The 24,383-nt window shown below is 55.7% G+C and carries 18 protein-coding genes and 2 pseudogenes; 7 read left to right on the forward strand and 13 right to left on the reverse strand.

The window, feature by feature from the left end:
* Positions 1–4: 4 nt before the first annotated feature.
* On the reverse strand, positions 5–508 hold the full coding sequence (locus F451_RS0103670; RefSeq protein ID WP_240476433.1) for an OsmC family protein: 504 nt from the start codon (positions 506–508) through the stop codon (positions 5–7).
* A 506-nt stretch (positions 509–1,014) separates the two neighbouring features.
* Here F451_RS0103670 and F451_RS0103675 point away from each other — a divergent pair.
* The 3 genes from F451_RS0103675 to F451_RS0103690 all read left to right on the forward strand — a co-directional run bounded on the left by F451_RS0103675 (position 1,015) and on the right by F451_RS0103690 (position 6,554).
* On the forward strand, positions 1,015–2,391 hold the full coding sequence (locus tag F451_RS0103675; protein WP_026291482.1) for a dihydrolipoyl dehydrogenase: 1,377 nt from the start codon (positions 1,015–1,017) through the stop codon (positions 2,389–2,391).
* A 534-nt stretch (positions 2,392–2,925) separates the two neighbouring features.
* On the forward strand, positions 2,926–4,344 hold the full coding sequence (pabB, locus tag F451_RS0103685; protein ID WP_020680002.1) for an aminodeoxychorismate synthase component I: 1,419 nt from the start codon (positions 2,926–2,928) through the stop codon (positions 4,342–4,344).
* 626 nt (positions 4,345–4,970) lie between these two features.
* Positions 4,971–6,554, forward strand: a complete 1,584-nt coding sequence (locus F451_RS0103690) for a BCCT family transporter (RefSeq protein WP_020680003.1) — start codon at positions 4,971–4,973, stop codon at positions 6,552–6,554.
* A 189-nt stretch (positions 6,555–6,743) separates the two neighbouring features.
* Here F451_RS0103690 and F451_RS28745 read toward each other — a convergent pair.
* From F451_RS28745 to F451_RS0103715, 5 genes and pseudogenes are all read right to left on the reverse strand, one after another.
* A pseudogene (locus F451_RS28745) lies at positions 6,744–6,863 on the reverse strand (transposase domain-containing protein); the annotation flags it as partial.
* 971 nt (positions 6,864–7,834) lie between these two features.
* Positions 7,835–8,335 carry an Lrp/AsnC family transcriptional regulator gene (locus tag F451_RS0103700; RefSeq protein WP_020680005.1) on the reverse strand — a complete coding sequence of 167 codons (501 nt, stop codon included), beginning with the start codon at positions 8,333–8,335 and terminating at the stop codon, positions 7,835–7,837.
* A 514-nt stretch (positions 8,336–8,849) separates the two neighbouring features.
* Entirely contained in the window at positions 8,850–9,743 is an 894-nt protein-coding gene (folD, locus tag F451_RS0103705; RefSeq protein WP_020680006.1) for a bifunctional methylenetetrahydrofolate dehydrogenase/methenyltetrahydrofolate cyclohydrolase FolD, read from the reverse strand.
* A 179-nt stretch (positions 9,744–9,922) separates the two neighbouring features.
* Positions 9,923–10,852 carry a methylenetetrahydrofolate reductase gene (locus tag F451_RS0103710; RefSeq protein ID WP_020680007.1) on the reverse strand — a complete coding sequence of 310 codons (930 nt, stop codon included), beginning with the start codon at positions 10,850–10,852 and terminating at the stop codon, positions 9,923–9,925.
* Between the two features lie 225 nt (positions 10,853–11,077).
* Complete coding sequence (locus F451_RS0103715) at positions 11,078–12,226, reverse strand: glycine cleavage T C-terminal barrel domain-containing protein (RefSeq protein ID WP_020680008.1); 1,149 nt, start codon at positions 12,224–12,226, stop codon at positions 11,078–11,080.
* 410 nt (positions 12,227–12,636) lie between these two features.
* Here F451_RS0103715 and F451_RS28310 point away from each other — a divergent pair.
* A pseudogene (locus tag F451_RS28310) lies at positions 12,637–12,822 on the forward strand (IS5/IS1182 family transposase); the annotation flags it as partial.
* Positions 12,823–13,233: 411 nt separating this feature from the next.
* On the opposite strand, the gene F451_RS0103725 reads toward F451_RS28310, so the two are convergent.
* The 3 genes from F451_RS0103725 to F451_RS0103735 all read right to left on the reverse strand — a co-directional run bounded on the left by F451_RS0103725 (position 13,234) and on the right by F451_RS0103735 (position 16,115).
* The gene (locus F451_RS0103725; RefSeq protein ID WP_169434435.1) at positions 13,234–13,860 is read right to left on the reverse strand and encodes a LuxR C-terminal-related transcriptional regulator; all 627 of its coding nucleotides are present in this window, start codon (positions 13,858–13,860) and stop codon (positions 13,234–13,236) included.
* A 96-nt stretch (positions 13,861–13,956) separates the two neighbouring features.
* A complete protein-coding gene (gene purU / locus F451_RS0103730) occupies positions 13,957–14,829 on the reverse strand; it encodes a formyltetrahydrofolate deformylase (protein WP_020680011.1) in 873 nt (290 codons plus the stop codon).
* Between the two features lie 137 nt (positions 14,830–14,966).
* Entirely contained in the window at positions 14,967–16,115 is a 1,149-nt protein-coding gene (locus F451_RS0103735) for a glycine cleavage T C-terminal barrel domain-containing protein (protein ID WP_020680012.1), read from the reverse strand.
* 771 nt (positions 16,116–16,886) lie between these two features.
* On the opposite strand from F451_RS0103735, the gene F451_RS0103740 reads away from it, so the two are divergent.
* A complete protein-coding gene (locus F451_RS0103740) occupies positions 16,887–18,158 on the forward strand; it encodes an MFS transporter (protein ID WP_020680013.1) in 1,272 nt (423 codons plus the stop codon).
* A gap of 591 nt (positions 18,159–18,749) precedes the next feature.
* Here the strand turns inward: F451_RS0103740 and hpaD are convergent.
* The 4 genes from hpaD to F451_RS0103760 all read right to left on the reverse strand — a co-directional run bounded on the left by hpaD (position 18,750) and on the right by F451_RS0103760 (position 22,256).
* Entirely contained in the window at positions 18,750–19,676 is a 927-nt protein-coding gene (gene hpaD, locus F451_RS0103745; protein ID WP_020680014.1) for a 3,4-dihydroxyphenylacetate 2,3-dioxygenase, read from the reverse strand.
* A 97-nt stretch (positions 19,677–19,773) separates the two neighbouring features.
* Positions 19,774–21,204, reverse strand: coding sequence for an aldehyde dehydrogenase family protein (locus tag F451_RS0103750; protein WP_020680015.1), 1,431 nt, complete (start codon positions 21,202–21,204; stop codon positions 19,774–19,776).
* Positions 21,205–21,354: 150 nt separating this feature from the next.
* Positions 21,355–21,777, reverse strand: coding sequence for a homoprotocatechuate degradation operon regulator HpaR (hpaR, locus tag F451_RS0103755; protein WP_020680016.1), 423 nt, complete (start codon positions 21,775–21,777; stop codon positions 21,355–21,357).
* Between the two features lie 86 nt (positions 21,778–21,863).
* The gene (locus F451_RS0103760; RefSeq protein WP_020680017.1) at positions 21,864–22,256 is read right to left on the reverse strand and encodes a 5-carboxymethyl-2-hydroxymuconate Delta-isomerase; all 393 of its coding nucleotides are present in this window, start codon (positions 22,254–22,256) and stop codon (positions 21,864–21,866) included.
* A gap of 471 nt (positions 22,257–22,727) precedes the next feature.
* Between F451_RS0103760 and hpaH the strand changes: the two genes are divergently transcribed.
* Positions 22,728–23,531, forward strand: coding sequence for a 2-oxo-hept-4-ene-1,7-dioate hydratase (gene hpaH, locus F451_RS0103765; RefSeq protein WP_020680018.1), 804 nt, complete (start codon positions 22,728–22,730; stop codon positions 23,529–23,531).
* 29 nt (positions 23,532–23,560) lie between these two features.
* A complete protein-coding gene (gene hpaI, locus F451_RS0103770; protein WP_020680019.1) occupies positions 23,561–24,367 on the forward strand; it encodes a 4-hydroxy-2-oxoheptanedioate aldolase in 807 nt (268 codons plus the stop codon).
* Positions 24,368–24,383: the final 16 nt, after the last annotated feature.

Consider the following 24,383-nt stretch of genomic DNA (forward strand, 5'->3'; position numbering starts at 1 on the left):
AAGTTTATGAATGATTGATTTCGACACTGGCCGTTATTGAGTTTCTGATAAAACAGTTTTTGTGCGCACCGTTATGAATTTTGGCAATTGTGGCCTGATCCGGACGCTTGTCACCACTAAAAACGACCTTTGGCGTCAGAATTACACGAGTAATTTCCATTCCGCCTTTTGAACCTTTCTCCAGAAAACCCTGTGGATTGTCCTCATAGGTCTCTACGCAAAAACCCTGAAATTCTGCGATCGCCAAAAAAAACAACATATGGCAGCTGGAGACGGCGCTCACGAGCATCTGCTCTGGATCAGCGCAATTGGGATCGCCTTTAAATTCTACAGACGCAGAAACATCAAGCTGCTGGTTGCCACTCAAAGTAACAACGTGATTACGAGAGTATGTCGTTGAATCTGAGCTGTGTGGATACCGGCGCCAGTTTATTGCTGCTTCATGTATAGACATTTCATAGAACCTTTTTATATCCATTTCCGACAGTGATAATCCTAACAAAGCCATCTCTTTTCTGTAAACTGACGCTTCCTAAGCACATAGTTAACGAAAGCTAATCCAAGGCACTGCTCGAGATGATTAGCCCACATGAAAACCCACGCAGCAAACACAGCAAGAAACCTGCTTTCGATCTAACTCATGCTGTTCAATATAGCAGTAGATTGGACCCAGGCGCGCAGTGACGGGCCCCGTAGCCAGGATTGGTGGTCACGCTCCGCTTTGCCCACCCTGCAGCGGGGTACCGATTTGTGAGACATCAAACAGTAGCATTACAAATGCTAAGCATTGCGATTAGGAAGCATCGTTTTACAGGTAGCGTCTGACACGATAGTTTTACTCTTATGTTGGTGAATTGAAGACCCTCCCATGATCGTTTCGGTTTGGGCGTAATGGAGATTAAACCACTGACACGAACGCTTTAGATAAAAGCGTTGTTAGATACCCAAAACCGAGCTAATGCCTTCATTTTACACCACCTTGGTGATAACGAGAGCCAACGGAGCAAGCCAAAGATGAAAACTATCGACGTCGAGTATGCAATTATTGGGGCTGGGACAGCAGGATTAGGCGCATACTCCAAAATACGTCGCGAGACGGATAGCCTCGTTATGATCCAAGATGGTCCCTACGGTACCACCTGTGCGCGAGTAGGTTGCATGCCCAGCAAACTACTGATTACAGCGGCCGATTATGCGCACCATATCGATACCAGCGAGTTCTTTGGCGTAAAAAGCGAGGGCAGCGTAGATGGAAGTAAAGTGCTGGAACGACTACGCAGGGAACGGGACCAACGATTTGTAGGGCGCAATCTTCAGTATATAGAAAAGATACCAGCGCACCATAAAATTGACGGGCGCGCCCGTTTTATCGCACCAGGTCACCTGCTTGTTGGGGAAGATGTCGAAGTCAGGGCAAAAAAAATCATTCTTGCTTGTGGCTCAAGGCCCGAAGTCAGTGAAGTGTTCGAGCCCGTGATGTCACGCGTCCTTACCAGCGATACGATATTCGAAATAACTGACCTGCCTCGCTCCGTTGCTGTAATTGGTCTGGGGGTTATCGCGCTGGAACTAGGGCAAGCGCTGCATCGCCTGGGTGTTGATACGACGCTGTATGGTCGCTCTGGCAGAATTGGCGGCCTTACAAGTCCTGACCTGCAGCAGGAAACCCTCAAAATACTCAGCAACCAGCTGGAGATCTATCCCAGCGGAACCCTGGAGAAAACATGGGAGGATGATGGCGCCTGGATCCAATACCAACAATCAAATGGCGAGACGGTGACCAAGGTATTCGACCGAGTACTGGTTGCGACAGGCAGGGTGTCCAATGTCGATCGCTTGAATCTCAAGGCTGCAGGTGTCGGCAGTGTTGAGTACGGCGACGTTTCTTTCGATCCCAAAACGTTGTCCTACCCCGGCCACCCCATTTTCATCGCAGGCGATGCAACCGACATTTTACCGGTATGGCACGAAGCCTTCGATGAGGGCCGTATCGTAGCGGACAATGCACTGAACTACCCGAATACAGTGGACGCCAAACGTCGAACGCCCCTGATGATCTACTTTACCGACCCGCAAATGGCGATCGTTGGCAAAACTTACCGGGAACTGCAGGACCAGGAAATTGTCATTGGCGACCTGCCATTCGATAGCCCCCGGCATGTTGTTTGGAACAAGGTCGATGGGCGCATTCAAGTGTATCTGGAGGCCAGCACCGGAAAGATCCTGGGGGCAGAGCTGCTCGGCTACCAAGCCGAACACCTTGCTCACATACTGGCACTGGCCATCACGCACAAGATGACAGCCGAGCAGGTACTGGAGATGCCCATTTACCATCCGAGTGCCGAAGAGCTCTTACGGGACGTCTTGGAAAACGCCCAGCGTAAAAGATAGAATTCCGCCCTATCGAGTTGTCCGTCACCCCACAAAAACAGGCGCAAGTGCGTGAACGTGCTGGTTTTCGTGGGGTTCGCATTGCCCTGCGGGCAATGATGAAGCAGGGATGCTTCATGTATTGACCCGCCACGTTGATACTTACCGAGCCCCGGGTCGTACATTGCCCCTTTTTCGGTACGCGCAGCGCATTCAGGGCCTTGAGGCGACTGTGCCTGAAGGTCCTTCATGCGGACCGGTTTTTTGCCGATCCTCGTGAATTGAAGCAGCCTTTTGGCCGGCACTTTGCCGATAAGGCTTTCGAAGGGGCCGGCGTCGTGATCAAAGCACAGCATATAGGCTTGGTGATGCGCGGCGTTGAGCGGCGCTGAAAAGCAGAGCGGTTTCATTAAGACCTTGATGATGCTCGGCCAATTGCGCCAAAACGGCGCCGCGCGCCGAATGCCTCTCTTGCCAACTGAGCCACCACGGTAGCCTGTAGGACGCGGACTTCGATTCTGCAAATTCCACTAAACTAGAGTGCCACTTTGCCTGATGACCACCTGCAAGCTGTCCGCACCAAGAATCTCCCTGCCCTACCCTGACGACAGCGCATTACTGTTCGAGCGGCTGCGCCATCTCCCTTACCCGGTGTTTCTCGACAGCGGGCAGCGGGGCCTTTCTCGGGGGAGATTCGACATCATCAGCGCGGCACCGAGGTTCCGCGTGGTCTCGCACAGGGGGCGCTGCTGGAAAGAGTCCACCGAAGGTGAACGCATTCCCCTTGGCGATGCCCCCTTCATGGCCCTAAAGCGGATCATCGACGCAGAAGCCCACGGGGACGGGGACCCCGACCTCCCCTTCATAGGAGGCGCAGTCGGGTATTTCGCCTACGACCTGGCGAGAACGCTGGAATCATTGCCCGAACTGGCGCAACGGGATATCGACCTGCCAGAAATGCAGGTTGGCATCTATGACTGGGCGCTGGTAATCGACCATGAGAAACGCCTCGCTACCCTGGTCTGCCACCAGGCGGAATTTCTGCCCCAGCTACGGCAGTTACATGAGCTGTTGAGCGCAAGCCAATCTCATCCAACGGGATCATTTTCCCTGAACACGCCCTTTGCAGCGAACATGAATCGGCAACAATACGGTGAAAGGTTTCGACGGATAATCGACTATATTGAGGCCGGTGACTGCTACCAGGTCAACCTGGCCCAACGCTTTAGCGCCGAGTTCACTGGCGACAGCTGGCGCGCATACCGGGCGTTGCGCGAAGTGGCCCCAACGCCCTTTGCAGCCTACCTGTCGACGCCTTCCGGTGACCTGCTGAGCCTGTCCCCGGAACGCTTTATTCAAAGCTGCGGGATCGAGGTGGAAACCAAACCGATAAAGGGCACCCGCCCACGCGGCCAGACTGCCAGCGAAGACATCCGCCTGGCCGAAGCCCTTCGCCACAGCCCCAAGGACCGCGCCGAGAATCTCATGATCGTGGATTTGCTGCGCAACGATCTGGGTAAAACTTGCTCTATCGGCTCAGTGCGTGTCCCCAAGCTGTTCGAAGTCGAAACCTACGCCAACGTCCATCACCTGGTATCCACCATTTGCGGCCGCCTGGACCATCCCGGCAAATCACTGGACCTGCTGCAGGGTTGCTTTCCGGGCGGATCAATTACCGGGGCACCGAAAATCCGATCGATGGAAGTGATCGAGGAGCAAGAACCCCACCGACGCAGCGCCTATTGCGGCTCCATCGGTTACATCGGCTTCAACGGTCGCATGGATACCAGTATCTGTATTCGTACACTGATTGCCACTCAGGGACAGCTGTATTGCTGGGCAGGTGGCGGCATCGTTGCCGATTCAAATTGCGATGCCGAGTATCAGGAGACCTTCGACAAGGTGAACAACCTGTTGCAAACACTCGAGCACAGGTTCTTGCACACTGCGCTTGACAACCAGGCACAGATCTAGGGAAATGGGATGGATTCCCCCTCCATCGGCAACTGTTTACCTGATGGGTAGTTGATACTATTTACCGGGTAATGAATGACCGGGCAATGAAACAGGCCGCCCTCGCCAATTCCATCGTTGCCCTTGAAAATCGCGCGGAATTTTGCGAAATCCCTGAAATTTGACGATCAACGTCTCCCTTTGAATCTTTACCTCGCCAAAGATATTAATCCGGCGGGTTAATACATGAAGCAGGGATGCTTCATCATTGCCCGCAGGGCAATGCGAACCCCACGAAAACCAGCACGTTCACGCACTTGCGCCTGTTTTGTGGGGTGACGGACAACTAGGATGTCTATTTGTCCACCAGGTTAATAGTATTCATAAATTGATAATCAAGCACTAGCAGAGCTAAACAACCTGCTTAGAAAACGTCGTTTTACAGCGAAGCCCCCCCTTCTTAAGATGTATCAGAACACTAGCGTCAGCGCTTGTTTGTACTATGGAGTCACCATAGTGCCAGCTTAGTTCTGCAAAAGGCCTGTTTTAATCCTTTCTAGGATTGATGAATTTCGCAAAGATGATGTCGCGAAATATAACAATAACGAGAAAACCATATCGATCCCGATACGGGTGAGGAGTGTTGAATGAACGTGGGTTTAAACACCGACAGTGCTGTCGTAGCAAATGTGTACGATACGGATTATGAGGTCGGCCGGGACAACGTTAAGGTCATGGGGATGGATGTCCATAACCCCGTATTTGGCGTTAGTGCAGGCTTCATTCTACTGTTTATTATTGGCACTCTGCTGTTCCCCGCTGAAGCCAAGGTCGCATTGACCGGCGCACGGGGCTGGTCGATTGATAATTTCGACTGGCTATTCATGATTGGCGGTAATATTTTTGTGCTTTTCTGCCTGGCGCTGATTGTGCTGCCAGTGGGCAAGATCCGCCTGGGTGGGGCTGCTGCAAAACCCGAGTTTTCGACCATGTCCTGGTTCTCAATGCTGTTTGCCGCCGGTATGGGCATCGGCCTGATGTTCTGGAGTGTAGCGGAGCCTGTGGCTTACTACACAGACTGGTACGGCACGCCGCTGAACGTGGCCCCCAGAACCGCAGAAGGTGCGAACCTGGCGCTGGGTGCAACCATGTATCACTGGGGGCTTCACCCTTGGGCAATTTACGGCGTTGTTGCTCTGGCGCTGGCCTACTTCTGCTACAACAAAGGTCTGCCCATGACCATTCGCTCCGCCTTCTACCCGCTGCTGGGTGAGAAATGCTGGGGACCGATCGGTCATGTGATCGACATTCTGGCGGTGCTGGCAACCATCTTTGGTCTGGCGACATCCCTGGGCCTGGGTGCACAGCAGGCGTCCGGCGGCCTGAACTACCTGTTTGGTATCGAAAACAGCCTGACCACCCAGATCGTGGTAATCGTCTGTGTGACCGCCGTGGCGCTGCTGTCCGTTGCCCGAGGTCTGGATGGCGGCGTGAAGCTGCTGAGTAACGTCAACATGATTATTGCGGCCGGCCTGGTAGGGCTGGTGATTGTCATCGGCCCGACACTGCAAATCTTTGGTTCGATTGGCAGCATCGTGGGAAGTTATGTAGAAAACATTGTACCGCTGAGCAACTGGATCGGCCGTGAAGACGGCACCTGGTTCCACGGCTGGACGGTTTTCTACTGGGCCTGGTGGGTATCCTGGTCTCCGTTCGTGGGCATGTTTATCGCCCGTGTATCCCGTGGCCGCACCGTGCGCGAGTTTTTGACTGCGGTACTGCTGGTACCGACCCTGGTGACAGCGATCTGGATGGGGGCCTTTGGTGGCACCGCTATTGAACAGGCCCAATCTGGTGTTGGTGCGCTGGCCAACGGCATCGGTGATGTCTCCCTGGCGATGTTCCAGATGTTCGAGAATATGCCGCTGAGCATGCTGATGTCTTCTGTGGCCGTGTTGCTGGTGCTGGTATTCTTCGTCACCTCGGCGGACTCCGGCTCCCTGGTGATCGACAGCATCACTTCGGGTGGCAAGACAGACGCCCCCATGATCCAGCGGCTGTTCTGGGCGTCCCTGGTGGGCATCATTGCCGCAGTACTGCTGGTGGGTGGCGGTTCCGAAGCCCTGACGGCCTTGCAGGCGGCGGCGATTACCACCGGCCTTCCATTCACGCTGGTCTTGCTGCTGATGTGCCTGAGCCTCTATAAAGGTCTCAAATCAGAAGGACGCTAGGTTCCCTGGTGCTCCTTTAAAAAAAATCCGGCCTTATGCCGAATGCCAGTCAGTTAAACCAACTGACTGGCATTTTTGTTTCTGACAGGGTAACCGCAGCGGCAGCTGCTTCAATGTACGTGGATAAAGCCGCTTCGCAAGCGGCCGTGGGCCACGTCTTGTCGGCCAGCGCTCTTCAAGCGATAGACATTAAATCATTGATTTTAAAAGTTTTGGTATCTTAAGCCGGGCCAGCACATCTTTCAGATAGACGCAGGATTCATGCCCGCTCCGTTTGGCGGACTGTATCAGGCTCATGATGGCCGCTGCGCAATGGTAATCCCCGCGAATAACCCGTTGCTGCGCCTGACGTATAGCCGAGCTTCTCACTGCTGTCCTCACCGTTGCGTTTCAACTGACAGCCACAGCAAGTCATCGCGTCCGCTTCGCGCCGGGATGTCAGCATCACCCACGTCGTCCAGCAAGCTGATCTGCAAACCGTTGAGTTGCTCACTGCGCTGGCCGTACTAGTGAACCTTGAGCAAGACCTGCTCTTGGCTCAGTTGCTGGTTACGCAGCTCACTTCGCTGTATCACCTGATCCTGCTGTTCAACCCACGCCCTCAGCGTTGTCGCCAGTTGACACAGCTGATCGGCAGAGAACTGTGTGAGGTCATGCGTTGTAACCATGCCCGGCATGTGCGTCAAAGCCAGCAAGGTCTGGCGTTGGGCATAACGGCCAATTGCATCACGCCGAACGTTATAGCCTGGCGATCCAGGGCTACACCACTTGGCCGCTCGGACATGGGATCTCGATACGGAGGCTGTCGGTAAGACTCGAACAAACCTGTTACTTTGGTTGGGCCGGTAACGCCAGCGATACAAAAGCGGGCGATGTAACGGCACATTGCTGCGGGTCCTGCGGCTCCATTTAGGACCGGGTTGGCATTGAGGCCATGGTCCAACGCGATCCGGGCATCAGAGGCATTCACTGCCCGACCGAAATGCAGAAAAAAATCCGGAACCCTTGATGCGGATTCCGGATTTTCTCGTGTCTGATCCGCAAGCTAAAGCGCTTAACTGATCGGCATCAGGCCTGATGCCAGCTGTTTTCATAAGCCCAGCTACAGAATCGATGCAAGAGCGATAGGCTTAACTCATTCTTTCCAAAGGGTCACATCTTTCACGTTTAAAACTAGATTCTGTCGAGCCATGGAAGTACTTTCTAGCTCAGGTACCCAGTGTATCCCGTAAAAAAAGCACTCATTCGGTTTTGAAAAAACGTCGGACAGTACGTGAAGTCTATACGTTTGTACGACTCTTAATTTCCATGAGTTGCGACAAGGTGAGTGACGTTGATTTAACTTCCTTGGTTACAACATAAATATAATAGCGATCTATTCCGATCTCTTCGTCGAGCAACTGTTCGATTAACGCTTGAAAATCAGACAAGCTGGTTGTAATGACTTTGAGTACATAGTCACAACCTCCGCCAGTCGCGCAGCATTCTACAATCTCGTCAATACTCTGAATGCGTTTTTCAAACCGATCGAAATCTGACTTTTTATGTGCATTCAGTGAAATTGTCAGAAAAACCTTGGTGAGGTCGAGAACTCTATCGATGGCGACCTGGCCCCGGTAACCCGTTATAAGACCAGAATTTTTGAGCTTGGTGAGTCGAAGCCAGCATGGAGTCGGCGATAAATTAACCAATTCCGCAAGCCGATTTTTACTTATTTGCCCGTGCTGCTGCACAGCGCTCAAAATACGGATATCGACAGCATCTAGTGCGACTTTTTTCATATTATATTCTTAATGGCACATATAGCATCCTGTAGACAGGAGTGTAGTCGCCTAGATGAATATCTTCAATCGTTAAGCTGCGAGACGGGTGTGCAGGAAAATAGTCACCGGCATGGCGATCAGCGCGGCCTCGGTCTCCACCGGACACGCCGACCGCAATTCAGTAACCGATCTCGGTGGTAGGCAGGCCCATGGCCTTGGGTAAACAACGACATCGTAGCGTACAAGACCGAGAATACGGCACCGGTACATACCGATCCTCAGACCCCGGGACAGCAAAAGCTCTAACTGCTGCCCGCCTGCGGTCTCTCCAACCGGAGCATCGGGCCGGGTTATCATCAGCGGTAGTGGCGGCAGGGGTCAGCTTTTGGCAAAACAGCATTTAAGGCAGCAGCAGGACGGCGAGTTATGACGCCTTCTCTCCATCACCTGCATTTAAATACCGAGAAGCGACCCGTGCCGTGAACAGGATATGGCGGTGAAGCAGTACCTGCTCATATCGTTTTTCTGTCTATTAGGCGGCCAGGCCTTTAGGTTCAGGAAGGGAATGCGCGCGGCAGCATGCCGTTACTGTATTAGCCAGTAGACAAGCAATGGTCATCGGACCGACACCGCCGGGCACCGGCGTAATCGCTCCTGCAACCTCTTTGGCGGCATCGTAATCGACGTCGCCAACCAGCCGCGTCGTACCGTCACCCTGGTCGATGCGATTGATACCCACATCAATCACTATTGCACCCGTTTTGATCCAATCGCCCTGTACGAATAGAGGCCGACCAACAGCGGCGACGACGATATCTGCACCACGCAATATGTCCGGCAGATTCTTCGTACGCGAATGGGCCACAGTTACTGTGCAACTCTCTCTCAGCAGCAGCTGCGCCATGGGTTTGCCGACGATGTTCGAACGCCCGATCACCACCGCATTTAACCCTGCCAGGCTACCGCAATACTCACGAAGCATCATGAGGCACCCCAAAGGGGTGCAAGGCACCATAGCCTTCTGCCCAGTGGCAAGCAGCCCCGCATTGGAAATATGAAACCCATCCACATCCTTGGCCGGATCAATCGCATTGATCACCAACGCTTCGTCAATATGCTGCGGCAAGGGAAGCTGGACGAGGATACCATGTACCGATGGATCAAGATTGAGCTGCTTAATCAGCGCCAAAAGTTCGGCTTCGGGGGTATCTGCGGGCAACTTGTACTCGTAGGAGTGCATGCCAACCTCGACGGTCTGCTTTCCCTTCGAGCGGACATAGACCTGAGATGCAGGATCATCTCCGACTAGTACAACCGCAAGGCCCGGAGTTATCCCATGTGTCTGTTTGAGGTGCGAAACATGTTCAGCCACACTTTCACGTAGTATCGCTGCGAATGCCTTACCGTCGATAATCCGAGCAGTCATGTCTGCCTCCTTCACAGTTTGCGCGCCGCCTGAATAGATTAACAACCTGTAAGATCGGCGCGTTTATATTTGTCATTTTTTATGCAGTTAAACTCCGCAAAACAACTGCGGTCGACCAGCCTCGAAAAACAAACAGGGGTCCCTTTACGAGGGGCAGTACCGTTTGCTATTTCCTGGCTTTAATTGGCCAGGGCGGGCCGGCCTGAAGCCCCACCATGTTCGCGAATCCAATCCGCATTGGTTTTAATACCGCCGAGCGGGAAGAAATGCACCTGCTCAACGCCAAAGCCTGGGTTACGCTCTTTGTAATTAGCTAGCTCAAGCAATACATCGGTAGGCTCGTAGGGCATAATTAACTTAGTTACATCCTTAGCCCGGCGTTGCAATACCCGCATACTGGGCCCCACGCCGCAAGACATGGCATATTTCATCAGGGTCTGGAGCTTGGCTGGGCCAGCCAGGCCCATATGGATTGGTAGATCAATCCCCTCGTCCGCCAGCCGGTTGGCCCAGGAGATCACCGGCGCGGCTTCGAAACAGAACTGTGTAGTGATCGCCAGCTTCGCATCGGTCCGCTCGGAAAAAGCACGCTTCCACCTCAAGGCCTGCATTACCAGTCTGTCAGAACCATCCGGATCGATATCGCGGTTTCCCTCTGGGTGGCCTGCGACGTGCAGACGTTCGAAGTCATTAAAAAGTCCAGTCTCGATCAATTGAATGGAACTTTCGAATTCGCCAGCCGGAGTGTTGAGGCCGCCACCCAGTAGCAGTCCCTGTTTGACTCCCGCCTCGCCTTGGTATTGTGCGATCCAATTAGCCAGTTCAGCACGGTCCTTGATGACACGGGCAGGAAAATGCGGCATCACCGGAAATCCCTCATCGGCCAGGCGACGAGCGGTTCGGACCATATCCTCAATCGGTGTTCCGTCGATATGCGCGATATAGACGCGGGTACCTGCAGGCAGGATGTCGCGAAAACTCTCCACCTTCTCGGCAGTCCGCGGCATGACCTCGATCGAGTAGCTGCGAAGGATGTTCTCCAGTAGACGGGGGGCCTGCCCCTCTTTGCTGGCGTCCGTGGATTTACGAAGAAAAGAGAACAACCCCATAAAATATCTCCTGTCTGCTGGCGGTCGGCCAAGCTCTGTTTTTTATAGTTTCAATGTGTGCGCAGGCACACGGGGTGTTGTCTAGCCCTTCGGCGCGATACCACCCTTAGCTTTTTGCTAAAACTAACCCCTGCCAGCTTTATTGAAGGCTCTGACCGAAGCGCGTGCACAAAAAAAGAGCCCGCGGTGATAGCGTACTATCACCGTGTTTTTTGCTTGCTAGGATTAAGTCGCCGCGATTTTCTTGTTAGGGTCAAAGAACGGCCTTTCGACCACAGTGGCAGTTCTTTTCCCGTTAGGCATATCAACCTCGAAGGTGGCCCCCATCACCGCAGAATCCGCGCTAACCATGGCCAGCGCAATGTTCTGCTCCAGACGCGGAGAGAACACGGCAGAAGTCACCCTGCCCACGCACTCGCCGGCGTTTTCCAGTGCCCAGAATCTGGTGTTTGGACCCGACAGTGCCGCACCGTCGATCACCAGGCCAACCTGCTTGCGAGATACACCTTCTTCACGGATACGCTTGAGGGCAGCCTTACCAATGAAGTCAGCCTCCATATCCAGCTCAACCAGCCGATCAAGCCCCAGTTCATAGGGATTGGTATTGATGTCCATATCCGCGTGGTAGGACAGCATTCCGCCCTCAATACGGCGAATTGACGACGTATGACCCGGCTTAAGACCAAACGGAGCACCTGCAGCCATGATCTTTTCCCACAGCTCGTCACCCTTTGAAGCATCCTGCAAATAGAGCTCATAGCCCAGTTCGCTAGACCAGCCGGTGCGAGAAATGATCAGAGGAATACCGTCAAGGTCATACTCGCGCAGCCAGTAGTAGCGCAGATCGGTAATGCTCTCACCGAACAGCACCTTCATGATTTCTCCGGACTTCGGACCCTGCAGTTGAAGCGGAGATACATCCGGTTCGCGAATCTGCACATCCAGTCCGGAGTGGACAGCAACACCCTGCGCCCACAGCAAAATGTCGCTGTCAGCCAGAGAGATCCAGAAGCGGTTTTCTTCGAGACGGAGCAGGATCGGATCGTTCAGAATTCCGCCTTCAGCATTGGTGATCAGTACATATTTGCACTGACCGACCGCACATTTTGACAGGTCCCGGGGAGTAAGCATCTGAACAAATTTGGCGGCATCAGGGCCGGTGATCTCAACCTGACGCTCGACCGCGACATCGCAGAGAATCGCGTCGTTGACCAGGTTCCAGAAATTCTGCTCCGGGCTACCGAAATCACGGGGGATATACATGTGGTTGTAGACGGAAAAACCGGTGGCGCCCCAGCGCACGGTGGCATCGAAATACGGAGACTTACGGATCTGTGTGCCGAAGCCAAATTCTTTTTGTTCTTGCTTACTCATTTATTGATCCTCTGATTGTGCGGTTGCGTCCCTAGTCGTAACACTTCAGACAACTAAACACGCTTGAACAAGGTAATGATATGAGAAACACCCCGAAGCCGGGGCCTAAACGAAGGCAGCAAACATGGGAAACAGGACTATTTTTCTGTGCGCTTTGGACCGTTTGGACTAGTCGATCCTGGGCCACTCGCAACCCGTTGATTTGTAATGGACTATACAGTGCAGCGAATAGCGCAGACCCTTCGTTTTCACGCCTTACAGCCCAAAACGTTGCAGAATCGTCGAATTGTGAAGCCCAGGAAGAAGCCGCTGGCACCATAAAGCGCCATGTTCAAGCCACGCTTGGAGGACACCGTCAATCCGGCCCATCCGCTGGTGCACCTGACAGCGATCATGACACTAACAGATATCAGAAGCCGGAGACCTGCTTCGTTGACCTTGGCGATAAGGGCTCAGGCGTGGACGATGTCCAGGTGATCATCGCCGGTCAGAAGCGGGGCGTGCCGGAGTCGAAGAAGCGCTGGATACGGCAGCAAAACAGTGTCGAGCCGGTCACTGTGCACCTGAAATCAGATGGCAAGATGCGACTGACATTTACTTCTTGAAAAGTCATGTTCAAGGGGACTTATTTGATATCTCGCTAGAGAAATGCGAAGAAGGAGAAAGTGTAGGGAACAGCGCCATACACCCTGTAGCACCTGGAAAGTGAATAGCTCGCTACCTGAGCCTTGAAAAACTTCTAACAGGTTGTTGAAAAGCGTTAGCGAGGCAGCTAGCGCAAGCGGTGCTCCGCCCGGGCAAAAACCGGCGAAATGAGGGAGTTTATGGCCTATAAATGACCGATTTATTCGCTTCGTTCACCTCTTCGGGGCCGCACTAAAGTGCGTTCAGGCAATGCCTGTGAGCCGATTTTTAACGCCGCGATAGCAACGCAGGTAGTTTTTCAACAGCCAGCTAAGTCTTTGGAAAAAGAATCACGATAGCAGGCCCTAGCTTTCGATGCCGGCTCATACTATCTGCTGGATGCTCATTGCCAGCCGGGTACGGTTATACACGTCTAGTTTGCGGTAGATACGGGATAGATGGTTCTTGATAGTGCTCTCCGTCAGGCACATCTGCAGTCCGATCTGTTTATTACTCAAACCATATTTGAGGTGGTTGAGCACGCACTTCTCCTTCTCGGACAACAGGGTTAACCTGGCCACCAGGAAGTCCCGGCCCGGAGTGTTAAGCCAGTAGCGTTTGTCTTTTTCAGGATACAAGAAGCTGCCCTTGAGTACCGAGGACAGGGCTTCACTCAGCTTCTCCAACGATGAAGACTTCAGTATCACACCACTAGCGCCACAGAGATACGCTTTGCGTACAAAACTGGTGCTTACAAGATCGGTCATAATCAGTACAGGCAACTCAACGTGACTGGCCAGCAACCTTTCCAGCTGTCGAAAATAGTCCAGCTCCGGTAAACAAGCATCCAGTATCAGCAGATCCGTGTTTTGGACGCGCGCCAAGGTTGCTTGCACCTCATGCCATGCCTCGATCTCCCAACAGGCACAATCCAGACCGGCGTTTTTCAACCCGATCTGGACACCCAGGCGGTAGGCTGGTGAACGATCAGCTATCAGTACATTTAACATAGTCAAAATCGCCCCCCTCATTGAACAAAAGCGGATCACCCTATTACCAGAGCGATCCGCTTGCAGATTTAGAGGAACCCAGCATTGAAGCGAAGGTTAGTGTCCCGGGAAGACAACCGTTTTTTTGCCATTGACGAAACAGCGTCGTTCAACATGCAACTTAATCGCCTTTGCCAGTGCGAGGCGCTCGGTATCACGTCCTTTTGCTACCAGGCGCTCCGGCGTATAGGTGTGATCCACCGGCTCCACTCCCTGGGTGATGATCGGACCTTCGTCCAGGTCTTTACTGACGTAATGTGCGGTGGCCCCTACCAGCTTCACCCCTTTGTCATAGGCCTGATGATACGGCTTTGCGCCTTTGAATCCCGGCAGCAGCGAGTGGTGGATATTGATGGCACGTCCGTGCAGTTTTTTGCACATATCGTCGGACAGTACCTGCATGTAGCGAGCCAGTACAACCAAATCAGCATCGACTTTCTGGATGATCTCCCACATCTCGGCTTCCTGCTGCGGTTTGGTGTCCGCAGTAATGGGCAGGTGGTAATACGGGATATGGTACCACTCAGCCAGCCTTTTCAGGTCAGGATGGTTGGATATGATAGCCGGAATCTCGATATTAAGTGCACCGATACTGTGGCGATGCAAAATATCCTGCAGACAGTGGTCGTACTTTGATACAAGAATAACCAGTTTATCCGGAGTCGAAGAATCCCGCAGATCCCATTCGGCGTCAAAGCCTGCAGCCCGGTCACCAAACTGGCTCCGCAGGCTTTCTTCAGCCAGCTCACCGGCACCTATGTAGCGGAACTCTACACGGAAGAAAAACCGCTCAACATCATCGTCGTCAAAAGTATGTATCTCATACGCATAACACTCGTGCTTATACAAGCATCCGATGATCAGGTCGAGCACACCCAGTTTGCTAGCTGAGCTTCCGCTAAGGATATAGGTTTTTTCATTTGCGTTCATAACACTTGGTCCTTTAATCAATTCATTCGCCAGCTTAGGCTTCAGTAGATATTGGTGTTGGACGACCCAACCTCAAATATCTACTGAGACGCCTCGGACTGAAAACCTTTTAATAATTGTTCTTATAGATACTAAGATTAAGTCGCCGCGATTTTCTTGTTAGGGTCAAAGAACGGCCTTTCGACCACAGTGGCTGTTCTTTTCCCGTTAGGCATATCAACCTCGAAGGTCGTCCCAAGTACCGCAGAATCCGCGCTAACCATGGCCAGCGCAATGTTCTGCTCCAGACGCGGAGAGAACACGGCAGAAGTGACCTTGCCTACACACTCGCCGTCTTTTTCCAGTGCCCAGAATTTGGTGTTTGGACCCGACAGTGCCGCACCGTCGATCACCAGACCAACCTGCTTGCGAGATACACCTTCTTCACGGATACGTTTGAGAGCAGCCTTACCAATGAAGTCAGCCTCCATATCCAGCTCAACCAGCCGATCAAGACCCAGTTCATAGGGATTGGTATTGATGTCCATATCCGCGTGGTAGGACAGCATTCCGCCTTCAATACGGCGAATTGTCGACGTATGGCCCGGCTTAAGACCAAACGGAGCACCTGCAGCCATGATCTTTTCCCACAACTCGTCACCCTTTGAAGCATCCTGCAAATAGAGCTCATAGCCCAGTTCGCTAGACCAGCCGGTGCGAGAAATGATCAGAGGAATACCGTCAAGGTCATACTCGCGCAGCCAGTAGTAGCGCAGATCGGTAATGCTCTCACCGAATATCGCCTTCATGATCTCTCCGGACTTCGGACCCTGCAGTTGAAGCGGAGATACATCCGGTTCGCGGATCTGCACATCCAGCCCAGAGTGGATAGCGACACCCTGCGCCCACAGCAAAATGTCGCTGTCAGCCAGAGAGATCCAGAAGCGGTTTTCCTCGAGACGGAGCAGGATCGGATCGTTCAGAATTCCGCCTTCAGCATTGGTAATCAGCACATATTTGCACTGACCCACGGCACACTTTGAAAGATCCCGGGGAGTAAGCATTTGAACAAATTTGGCGGCATCAGGACCCGTAATCTCGACCTGACGTTCTACCGCAACATCACAGAGAATTGCGTCGTTGACCAGGTTCCAGAAATTTTGTTCGGGATTCCCGAAATCGCGGGGAATATACATGTGGTTATACACAGAGAACCCGTTGGCACCCCAGCGCACGGTTGCGTCGAAATAAGGAGATTTGCGGATTTGTGTTCCAAAGCCAAATTCTTTTTGTTCTTGCTTACCCATTTCTTTTTCCTCTTATTGTGCGATCGCGTCCCTAGTCGTGGCAGCGCGCAGAGCTAAAAACACGTGACAAGGGAATGATATGAGAAACTTGCCGAATTCGGGGCCTAAACAAAGGCGACAAAAATGGCTAACAGGACTATTTTTCTGTGGACTTTGGACCGTTTGGACTAAAGCCAGATTTGGCACCAAATAGCGTCGAACAGACGTACGCTCGACCGCCCAGCGCCATGCTCTAAAACCGGCTCTGTCGCAGAATTTTTCAAAGCCAAAGAAGGAGGGGTTACGACACACTTAGGGAACCGGGCTGGATTCCCACGTCAAGCTTGGCCTTACGGGTCACGGCAACTGGGCATGAAGTTACGTGTGGCTTGAGCAGTTGTTAAAGACCCAAGCGATTCGTCATCTTAAGGACATGACGGCTGTCCCAGCTTTGGTGATGCGCGAACCGGGATAATCGCAAGCCTGCTTGAATCCGGCCGGTAGAACCCCTAGGCTGTGAGTGTCCTGTTTCCGGCATGCGGGAGGGGCCCGTAGACCGAAATCAACTATCACCCCAGGATGGAGCACCCGGCTCTGCATCTATTCCCGGTCGGTATACCGTTCCAAGAATTAGCAGGTATGCCTTCATCAAAACTCCCGGGCCCGTCCCCTTTTATGTGAGCGCCGCATGTTAATCAAAGCAAATACGGATTTCGAACATCAACGGGCGGTCATTGCGCAGCAGGGGCCGAAACGGGCCGGAATCCCCGACGCTTGTCTGGGGGCAGCAGCATGAGGTCTCTTTCAAGCACAGGGTTTGCGCTGTTCGGTGCAGCGCTGGTCGCGATCAGTTACGGGCTCGCGCGCTTCGCCTTCGGGCTGTTCGTGCCCCCTATCCGCGCCGAGCTGGGCCTAACGCCCTCCGTGATCGGCATCATCGGCGCGCTGCCGCTCATCAGTTTCTTGCTGTCCACTCTGGTCGCACCGCTCGCCGCCGATCGCCTCGGTGCCCGCAACACGGCGGTGCTGTCCGGTAGTTTTGGCGTCGGCGGTCTGGCGCTGATCAGCCAGGCCTCTGATGCTCTATCACTCGGCGCGGGTGTGTTCGCTTGCGGCATTTGTACCGGCCTGATGATGCCGGCGCTCACGGCCGCCATGCAGGCGCTGGTGAAGCGCTCGCTGCATGGACGCGTAAGCTCGGTCATGAACGCGGGTACCAGCATTGGCGTGGCCGTTGCTGTGCCGTCGGTTCTGTTCCTGGCCGGCGCCTGGCGTTTTGCATACCTGTCCTTTGCCGTCCTGACGGGCATCGGGGTGCTCGCCGCGTGGTACTTTATCCCCTCGGTGTCCCGGATCACGCCGACGGACGCCGCGCCACCGCCTCCGATCAGCAACCTGCAGTGGTCGCGTCTCTTCAGGCTCTCGCTGTTTGCATTCGTGATGGGCTTCGTCGCCTCCGCATACTGGATCTTCGCGCCCGACCTGATGACCACCCTCGGCGCCCTGCCGCCCAGCGCAACCGGGTGGCTGTGGCTGGCGGTTGGCGTCGCCGGCCTTGGAGGTGCCGTGGTGGCCGACCTGGCCGATCGCAACAACCCACCCATCACGCACGCACTGATGCTGACAATGCTGTCCGCGAGCCTGGCATTGCTCGCCGCCAGCCCCGGTCAGCTGGTGCTCGCGACATTTTCCGCGCTGGTCTTCGGACTGGCCTATATGAGTCTGACAGGGCTCTATCTGATGACCGGTATCCGTCTGTTGCCGGGCCGACTGTCGATGGGACCGGTACTGCCATTCATGGCTTGCGCGCTCGGGCAGGCGGCCGGCTCGCCCGTCGTCGGCATGCTGGTAAATGAATTCGGCTACGCCGATACGTTTACCATATTCTCCGCGATCGGCATTCTGGTGGCGATCTTGTCGCCACTGTACCCACGCCACCTTGAGCATGGGCACGAAGAGGAAATTGAGGACGATACCGGCCTCCAGGCGGCGTTCGATCACCAGCTCCTGGACGCGGATGGCGAGCCGCTAATGCCCGTCACGGAAAACGCTAAACACCTGTAGCCGACACGCAAAGCCAGAGAAACCGGGACACCCACATTCTGATCGTTTAGGCCGTTCTATTTCGACCCGAAACGCGCACGGAATCCTGAAAGACGCCTTTTTTTTGGGGGGGGGGGGGGGGGGAGCGTTTTGGCGGCGCCCCCGGGTCAACCTCACCCGACACCCACGGGTGATCTCTTCCAACAGCAAGCGGCGCTGATCGGTGGCGCCGGCGAAACCCGCGTGCGGGGGCGGCCCCGACGAATAAAAGGCAGGTCGCCTACTGGGTCGGCACTTTCTTTGACGTCACACGATAGGATGTACAGGAGCGGGAAACGAGACTGGACCGGCGGCCGGCGTCCCGGCGGCCGGCGTCCCGGCGGCCGGCGCCACGGTTACGGGCCCGACCCAGTAAGCGGAGCCTGAGCAGCAGCGACCGGTACCAATGCGGACGCTGCTGTAGCACACAGAATTCATACTGATTGACAGCGAACAGGAGGCTTGGAGCAGAGATTACAGTACACCGTTGTTAATCAACGGGTGGCAGGGACACTTCACCACAGCCCCTACCCGATGCCTTGTGCCAAGCCAAGGCATCAGGAGATGTCCAAATCAGAGTCGGCCAGCGGACGCCTTGGCCTTGTCTACGACCGACGCCGTCGGGCCCGGCACGGCTGCGCCGGTCTGGGGCGTCACCGGGAAGATGGCGTTGATCTGGCCAGTACCGGAGCTGCCAAAGTACGGCGTGACAATGTCGACGCCCTGATCGTACTCCGACCAGCCCAACGCTCCTAGCAGCATGGCGGTATCGTGCATGAAGCCCTCGCCATGTCCCTTGACCGCGTACTCGGGCAGCATCTGGCAGAAGGCGTCCCAGTCGCCGCGCTTCCACATTTCCACGATCTCGTGATCCAGCATTTCGAGGAAGGGGCTCCAGACGCGGTTGAGGTAGTCGGGCGCCTGGCCGTTCTGGGCGAAGCGGTGCGACAGCGAGCCGCTGGCGAGAATCGCGACCGTGCCGTCGTAGTGCTGTTCGATCGCCTCGCGCATGGCCCAGCCAAGCCGTGCGCTGTCATCCAGGTAGTGGGCCATGCACATGGCGGACACCGAGATCACCTTGAAGTGGCGGTCCTCATTCATGTAGCGCATTGGCACCAGGGTGCCGTATTCCGGGTCCAGCGAAGTGGCGTCGTGCGCCAGCGTCTCGACGCCGTGCTCGTTGCAGGCTTTGGCCAGAATGCGCCCGAGCTCCGGATTGCCGTCAAAGCCGAACTCCATATTGGAGATGAAGTGCGGCAGCTCGTTGCTGGTATAGGTGCCCTCGAAGTGCGGTGCGCAATTGATATGATAGGCGGAATTGACCAGCCAGTGGGTATCGAACACCACGATGGTATCCACGCCCAGCTCCCGGCAGCGACGACCGATTTCATGATGGCCGTCAATGGCGGACTGGCGGCAGCCCTTCTGCGGCCCATCCAGTTCCGACAGATACATCGACGGAACATGCGTGATCTTGGCGGCTAACGCGAGTTTGCCCATGTTATTACCCTTTTGTTGTTGGCTCCGGGTGCTGCCCTGCAGCGACCCGGCAATTTCAGTTTGGCGTAAAAGTCGTGACGGTGGTTGCGATCTGGTATCAGTTCGGGTCGCGCACCACCAGCAACCGCAGTTCGGTCATATCCTCAATGGCGTAGCGCACGCCTTCGCGGCCCAGGCCACTGTCCTTCACACCACCGTAGGGCATGTGATCGACGCGCCAGGACGGCACATCGCCGATCACCACGCCACCGACTTCCAGCTCATTCCAGGCTTTCTGAATCTTGTAGATATCGCGGGTGAAGATGCCGGCCTGCAGGCCGAAATCGGAGTTGTTCACCTCGGCCAGCGCCTCGTCGAAATCGCTGAAACGCGACAGGATCGCCACAGGGCCGAACGCCTCCTGGGTGTTGACGTCGAGCTCTGGAGAGACGTTCTCCAGCAGCGTCGCCTGCAGCATGGCGCCGTCGCGCTCGCCGCCGGCCAGCAGGGTAGCGCCCTGCTCCAGCGCATCGGTGACCCAGCCGTGCAGACGCGCAGCTTCCTTCTCGGAGATCATCGGCCCGATGAACGTCGACTCGTCGTGCGGGTCGCCGGATTTCAGTGCCCTGACCGCGTCGGTCAGACGCTCGCGCACGGCGTCATAGAGGGACTCGTGCACCAGTATCCGCTGCACGCTGATGCAGCTCTGGCCCGACTGATAGTAGGCGCCGAAGACGATTCGCTTGACGGCGTCTTCGATATCTGTGCCCTCATCCACGACGCAGGCGGCGTTGCCGCCCAGCTCCAACACCACCGGCTTTTTCCCGGCCCGGGCCTTGAGCTGCCAGCCCACTTCCGGGGAACCCGTGAAGCTCAGCAGCTTGAGGCGCTCATCGGTGGTGAAGAGATCGGCGCCGTCACGGTGACAGGGCAGAATCGAGAAAGCGCCTTTGGGCAGATCGGTCTCCGCCAGTATCTCACCGATGATCAGCGCACCGATCGGCGTCAGGCTGGCGGGTTTGAGCACGAAGGGACAGCCCGCGGCCAGCGCCGGCGCGACCTTGTGCGCAGCCAGGTTGAGCGGAAAGTTGAACGGCGAAATAAAGGAACAGGGTCCGATCGGTACCCGCTTCCACATACCGGTGTAACCTTCCGCACGGGGGCTGATGTCCATCGGCACCACTTCACCGCCGATGCGCACCGACTCTTCGGCGGCGATACGGAAGGTATCGATCAGCCGGGTCACCTCGCCCCTGGCATCCTTGATCGGCTTGCCCGCCTCGATACAGAGGGCTTCGGCCAGTTCATCGAAGCGCTCCTCGAAGCGCTTTACACAATGATTCAGGATCGCCTGGCGCTTGTAAGCCGGAAGCTTGCGCATCGGCTCCGTCGCCTCGACTGCCGCCGCGATGGCCCGGTCGATCGCATCCACGTCGGCCAGGGCAACGCGGGTCGCGACCTCGCCGCTGTACTTGTCGACAACCGCCAGGTCCTGGTTGGGCGCTTCGGCAACGTTGGCCAGGAAGTAGGGATAGCTGGATTTAAGCATTGAAGTCGGTCTCCGCCTGTGGGTCCCGGATGTACCAGGCGTCCGCTGCACCTGATACCGATCACCACTTAATTAATATATTAACTATATGCCTGTAACGACACCGGCGGGATAACCTGTCCCCCGCCGGAGCGCTTCAGCGCCTCAATTTCAGAGCTTGATCTTGCAGAGCTTGCTCAGCAACCCTTTGAGCAGCTCCATCTCCTGCGGCGAGAACTGCCTGGCAAGCTCGCGGTAGCGGGCTTCCATGCCGGGACTGACGCGCTCGAACATCTCGCAGGCCTGAACGGTCAGACTGAGCAGCGTACGGCGCTGATCCTCCTCGGACTTGCGTCGCCGTATGTAACCCTGCTGCTCGAGCCGGTTGATGATCCCGGTCAGACTGGGGCTCAGAATACAGCACAGATCGGCGAGCTGCTTCGACTCCAGTTCCCCGTACTCGTTGAGGGCCCGTATCACCCGCCATTGCTGCTCGGTCATCGGGATCTCCTGCAGCAACGGCCGGAAGAACCCCATGGTCGCTTCACGGGCTTTCAGCAGCTGCAGCGGTATGGAGTCGTCAAATTTTCGCATGGGTACGGAAGTTCCTGTCTCATTACAAGCGGGTGTCGCCTGAATTATCGGACAACCGCCGCCGTCGACAAAGCCATTCCTGTCATTCATCGCTCACCGCCGGCAAAGAGCGGATGAATGTTGTTCTTGTTGAACTTGAGCACCGGATCGAGTTCCGTCATCTCGAAGGAGATCTGGCAGTAGCCGTTATCTGTAATCGGCTTCATCCAGTCACAGAGGATCTCGAATACCCTGCCGGCGACCCGCTGCTTGAGCTCCATATCGCGCCCGTGACCGATTTTCAGGTTGAGATTCAGGAACGCGAACCCTTCGCGCCCGTCCGCAACCCGGAAGTCGTCACAGCGGATAGCGCGGCTGCGCACCCCGCCAATCGGGAAGGCGCCTGTAGACACCACGTACTCGTGCAGCGCCTTGAACAGCGACTGGAACTCCAGCTTCTGGTGCAGGTTACCCGAGTATTCAACAACAAAGTGCGGCATAACACTGCCCTCTCTTTCGTTCAGGAGCGCTGCTCGTCGCGACGCCTGCGTTAACTTTCACTGGCAGTCAATTTAGTTAATATATTAAGTTATGTCAAGAAACAACGTCGCTCGTCCTGCCCTTTTCTACCTGCAGCGCCCCGCCGGCGACTGCTTCGTCATCCAGCCGCGATAGGATTGAAGTCTGCAAGCAGGGGCTTTCAGACCAGAAGCTCCCGCTACCCCATCGTCCGGACGCCGACACCGAAGCGGCCTTGACGCTCTACGTCGACAGAAAAGATTTGACAAACTTAACATATTAACTATTATGGTTTCAGCATCACGATCACGCAGACAGCGACTCGTACAATTTTAGTTAACATATTAACTTAAAGAGATACCGAAGCAGCCGAACGCCGACCCGAAAGCTCCCCCGTACAGGCTATCGGCACCCGAGCAGCCGGACGTAACCCAACAACAGGGACAAGCCCCATGCTAAATAAAGAACAAATCGCCATCGCGGCCGATCGTCTGTACGCGGCCGAAACCGGCCGCCAGCAGATCCCGGCCCTTACGCTCGACTACCCGCAGATGGACATGGCAGACGCCTACACCATCCAGAAGCAGTGGGTCGACCGCAAGGTCGACGAGGGCCGCACCGTCAAGGGCTACAAGATCGGTCTCACATCCCGTGCGATGCAGATGGCCGTCAATATCGACGAGCCCGATTACGGCGTGCTGCTGGACGACATGTTCTTCGAGGACGGCGCCACCCTGAACGCCGCGGACTTTCTCGATCCGCGTATCGAGGTCGAACTGGCCTTCGTGCTGAAAAAGCCGCTGTTCGGCGAAAACGTCTCGGTCATCGACGTCCTCAACGCCACCGACTATGTGGTGCCCGCGCTCGAGCTGATCGCCGCGCGCTGCCAGCGCACCAATCCGGAGACCGGCTACACCCGCAAGGTGTTCGACACCATCGCCGATAACGCCGCCAACGCCGGCGTCATCCTGGGCGGACGCCCGATCCGGCCGACCGATATCGACCTGCGCTGGGCCGGCGCCCTGCTATACCTTAACGGCCAGATCGAGGAGACCGGCATCGCCGCCGGCGTGCTCGGCCATCCGGCCAAGGGAATCAGCTGGGTCTGCAAGCGCTTTGCACCGCACGGTATTGGCCTGGAGCCTGGCCAGGTAATCCTGGCGGGATCCTTCACCCGTCCCGTTCCGATCAAGGCCGGCGATACCGTGCACGCCGATTACGGCCCGCTCGGCGGCATCGCGATCAACTTCGCCTGAAACAGACACCGAATCCAGGAGAAACCTTGATGGAATTGCCGAAAAACCGCTTCAAGCAGGGTCAGGCCAGCGGCCATCCCCAGTACGGCCTCTGGCTCGGTCTGCCCGACAACAGCGCCGCCGAGATCGCTGCCGTCGCCGGCTTCGACTGGCTGCTGATCGATTCCGAGCACGCGCCTTTCGATCTGCGCAGCATCATGACCCATCTGCAGGCGATAGCGCCCTACGACGTCGCACCCATCGTGCGTCCGGTCGAGGGCGACACCGCGCTGATCAAGCAACTGCTCGATATCGGCGCCCAGACGCTGCTGGTACCGATGGTCGATACCGCGGAACAGGCCCGCCAGCTGGTGCAGGCGGTGCGCTATCCGCCGCAGGGCATCCGCGGCCTCGGCACCTCGTTGGCCCGTGCCGCACGCTGGAACCAGGTGCCGGGATACCTGCACAAAGCCAACGATGAAATCTGCCTGCTGGTGCAGGTCGAGACCGCCACCGCACTGGAGAACCTCGACGAGATTCTCGCGGTCGAGGGCGTCGATGGCGTCTTCATCGGCCCCTCGGACCTCTCGGCTTCGATGGGCTACGTCGGCGATGCCGGCAATCCGGCGGTGGTCGCGGCGATCGAAGCGGGCCTCGGCAAGATCCGCGCCGCCGGCAAGTATGCAGGACTTCTGTGCCTCGATCCGGCGCTGGTCACGCAATACGTGCAGCAGGGCGCGAGTTTCGTCGGCGTCGGCGTCGACACCCTGATCCTGGCCCAGGGCGCCCGCAAACTGGCGCAGCAGTTCAAGAGCGATGAACCGGTTACGGACGACGAGCCCCAAGCCGGCTACTGAATAATACGACAGGACT

It is taken from the genome of Marinobacterium rhizophilum DSM 18822, assembly GCF_000378045.1.
GTDB classification, from domain to species: domain Bacteria; phylum Pseudomonadota; class Gammaproteobacteria; order Pseudomonadales; family Balneatricaceae; genus Marinobacterium_A; species Marinobacterium_A rhizophilum.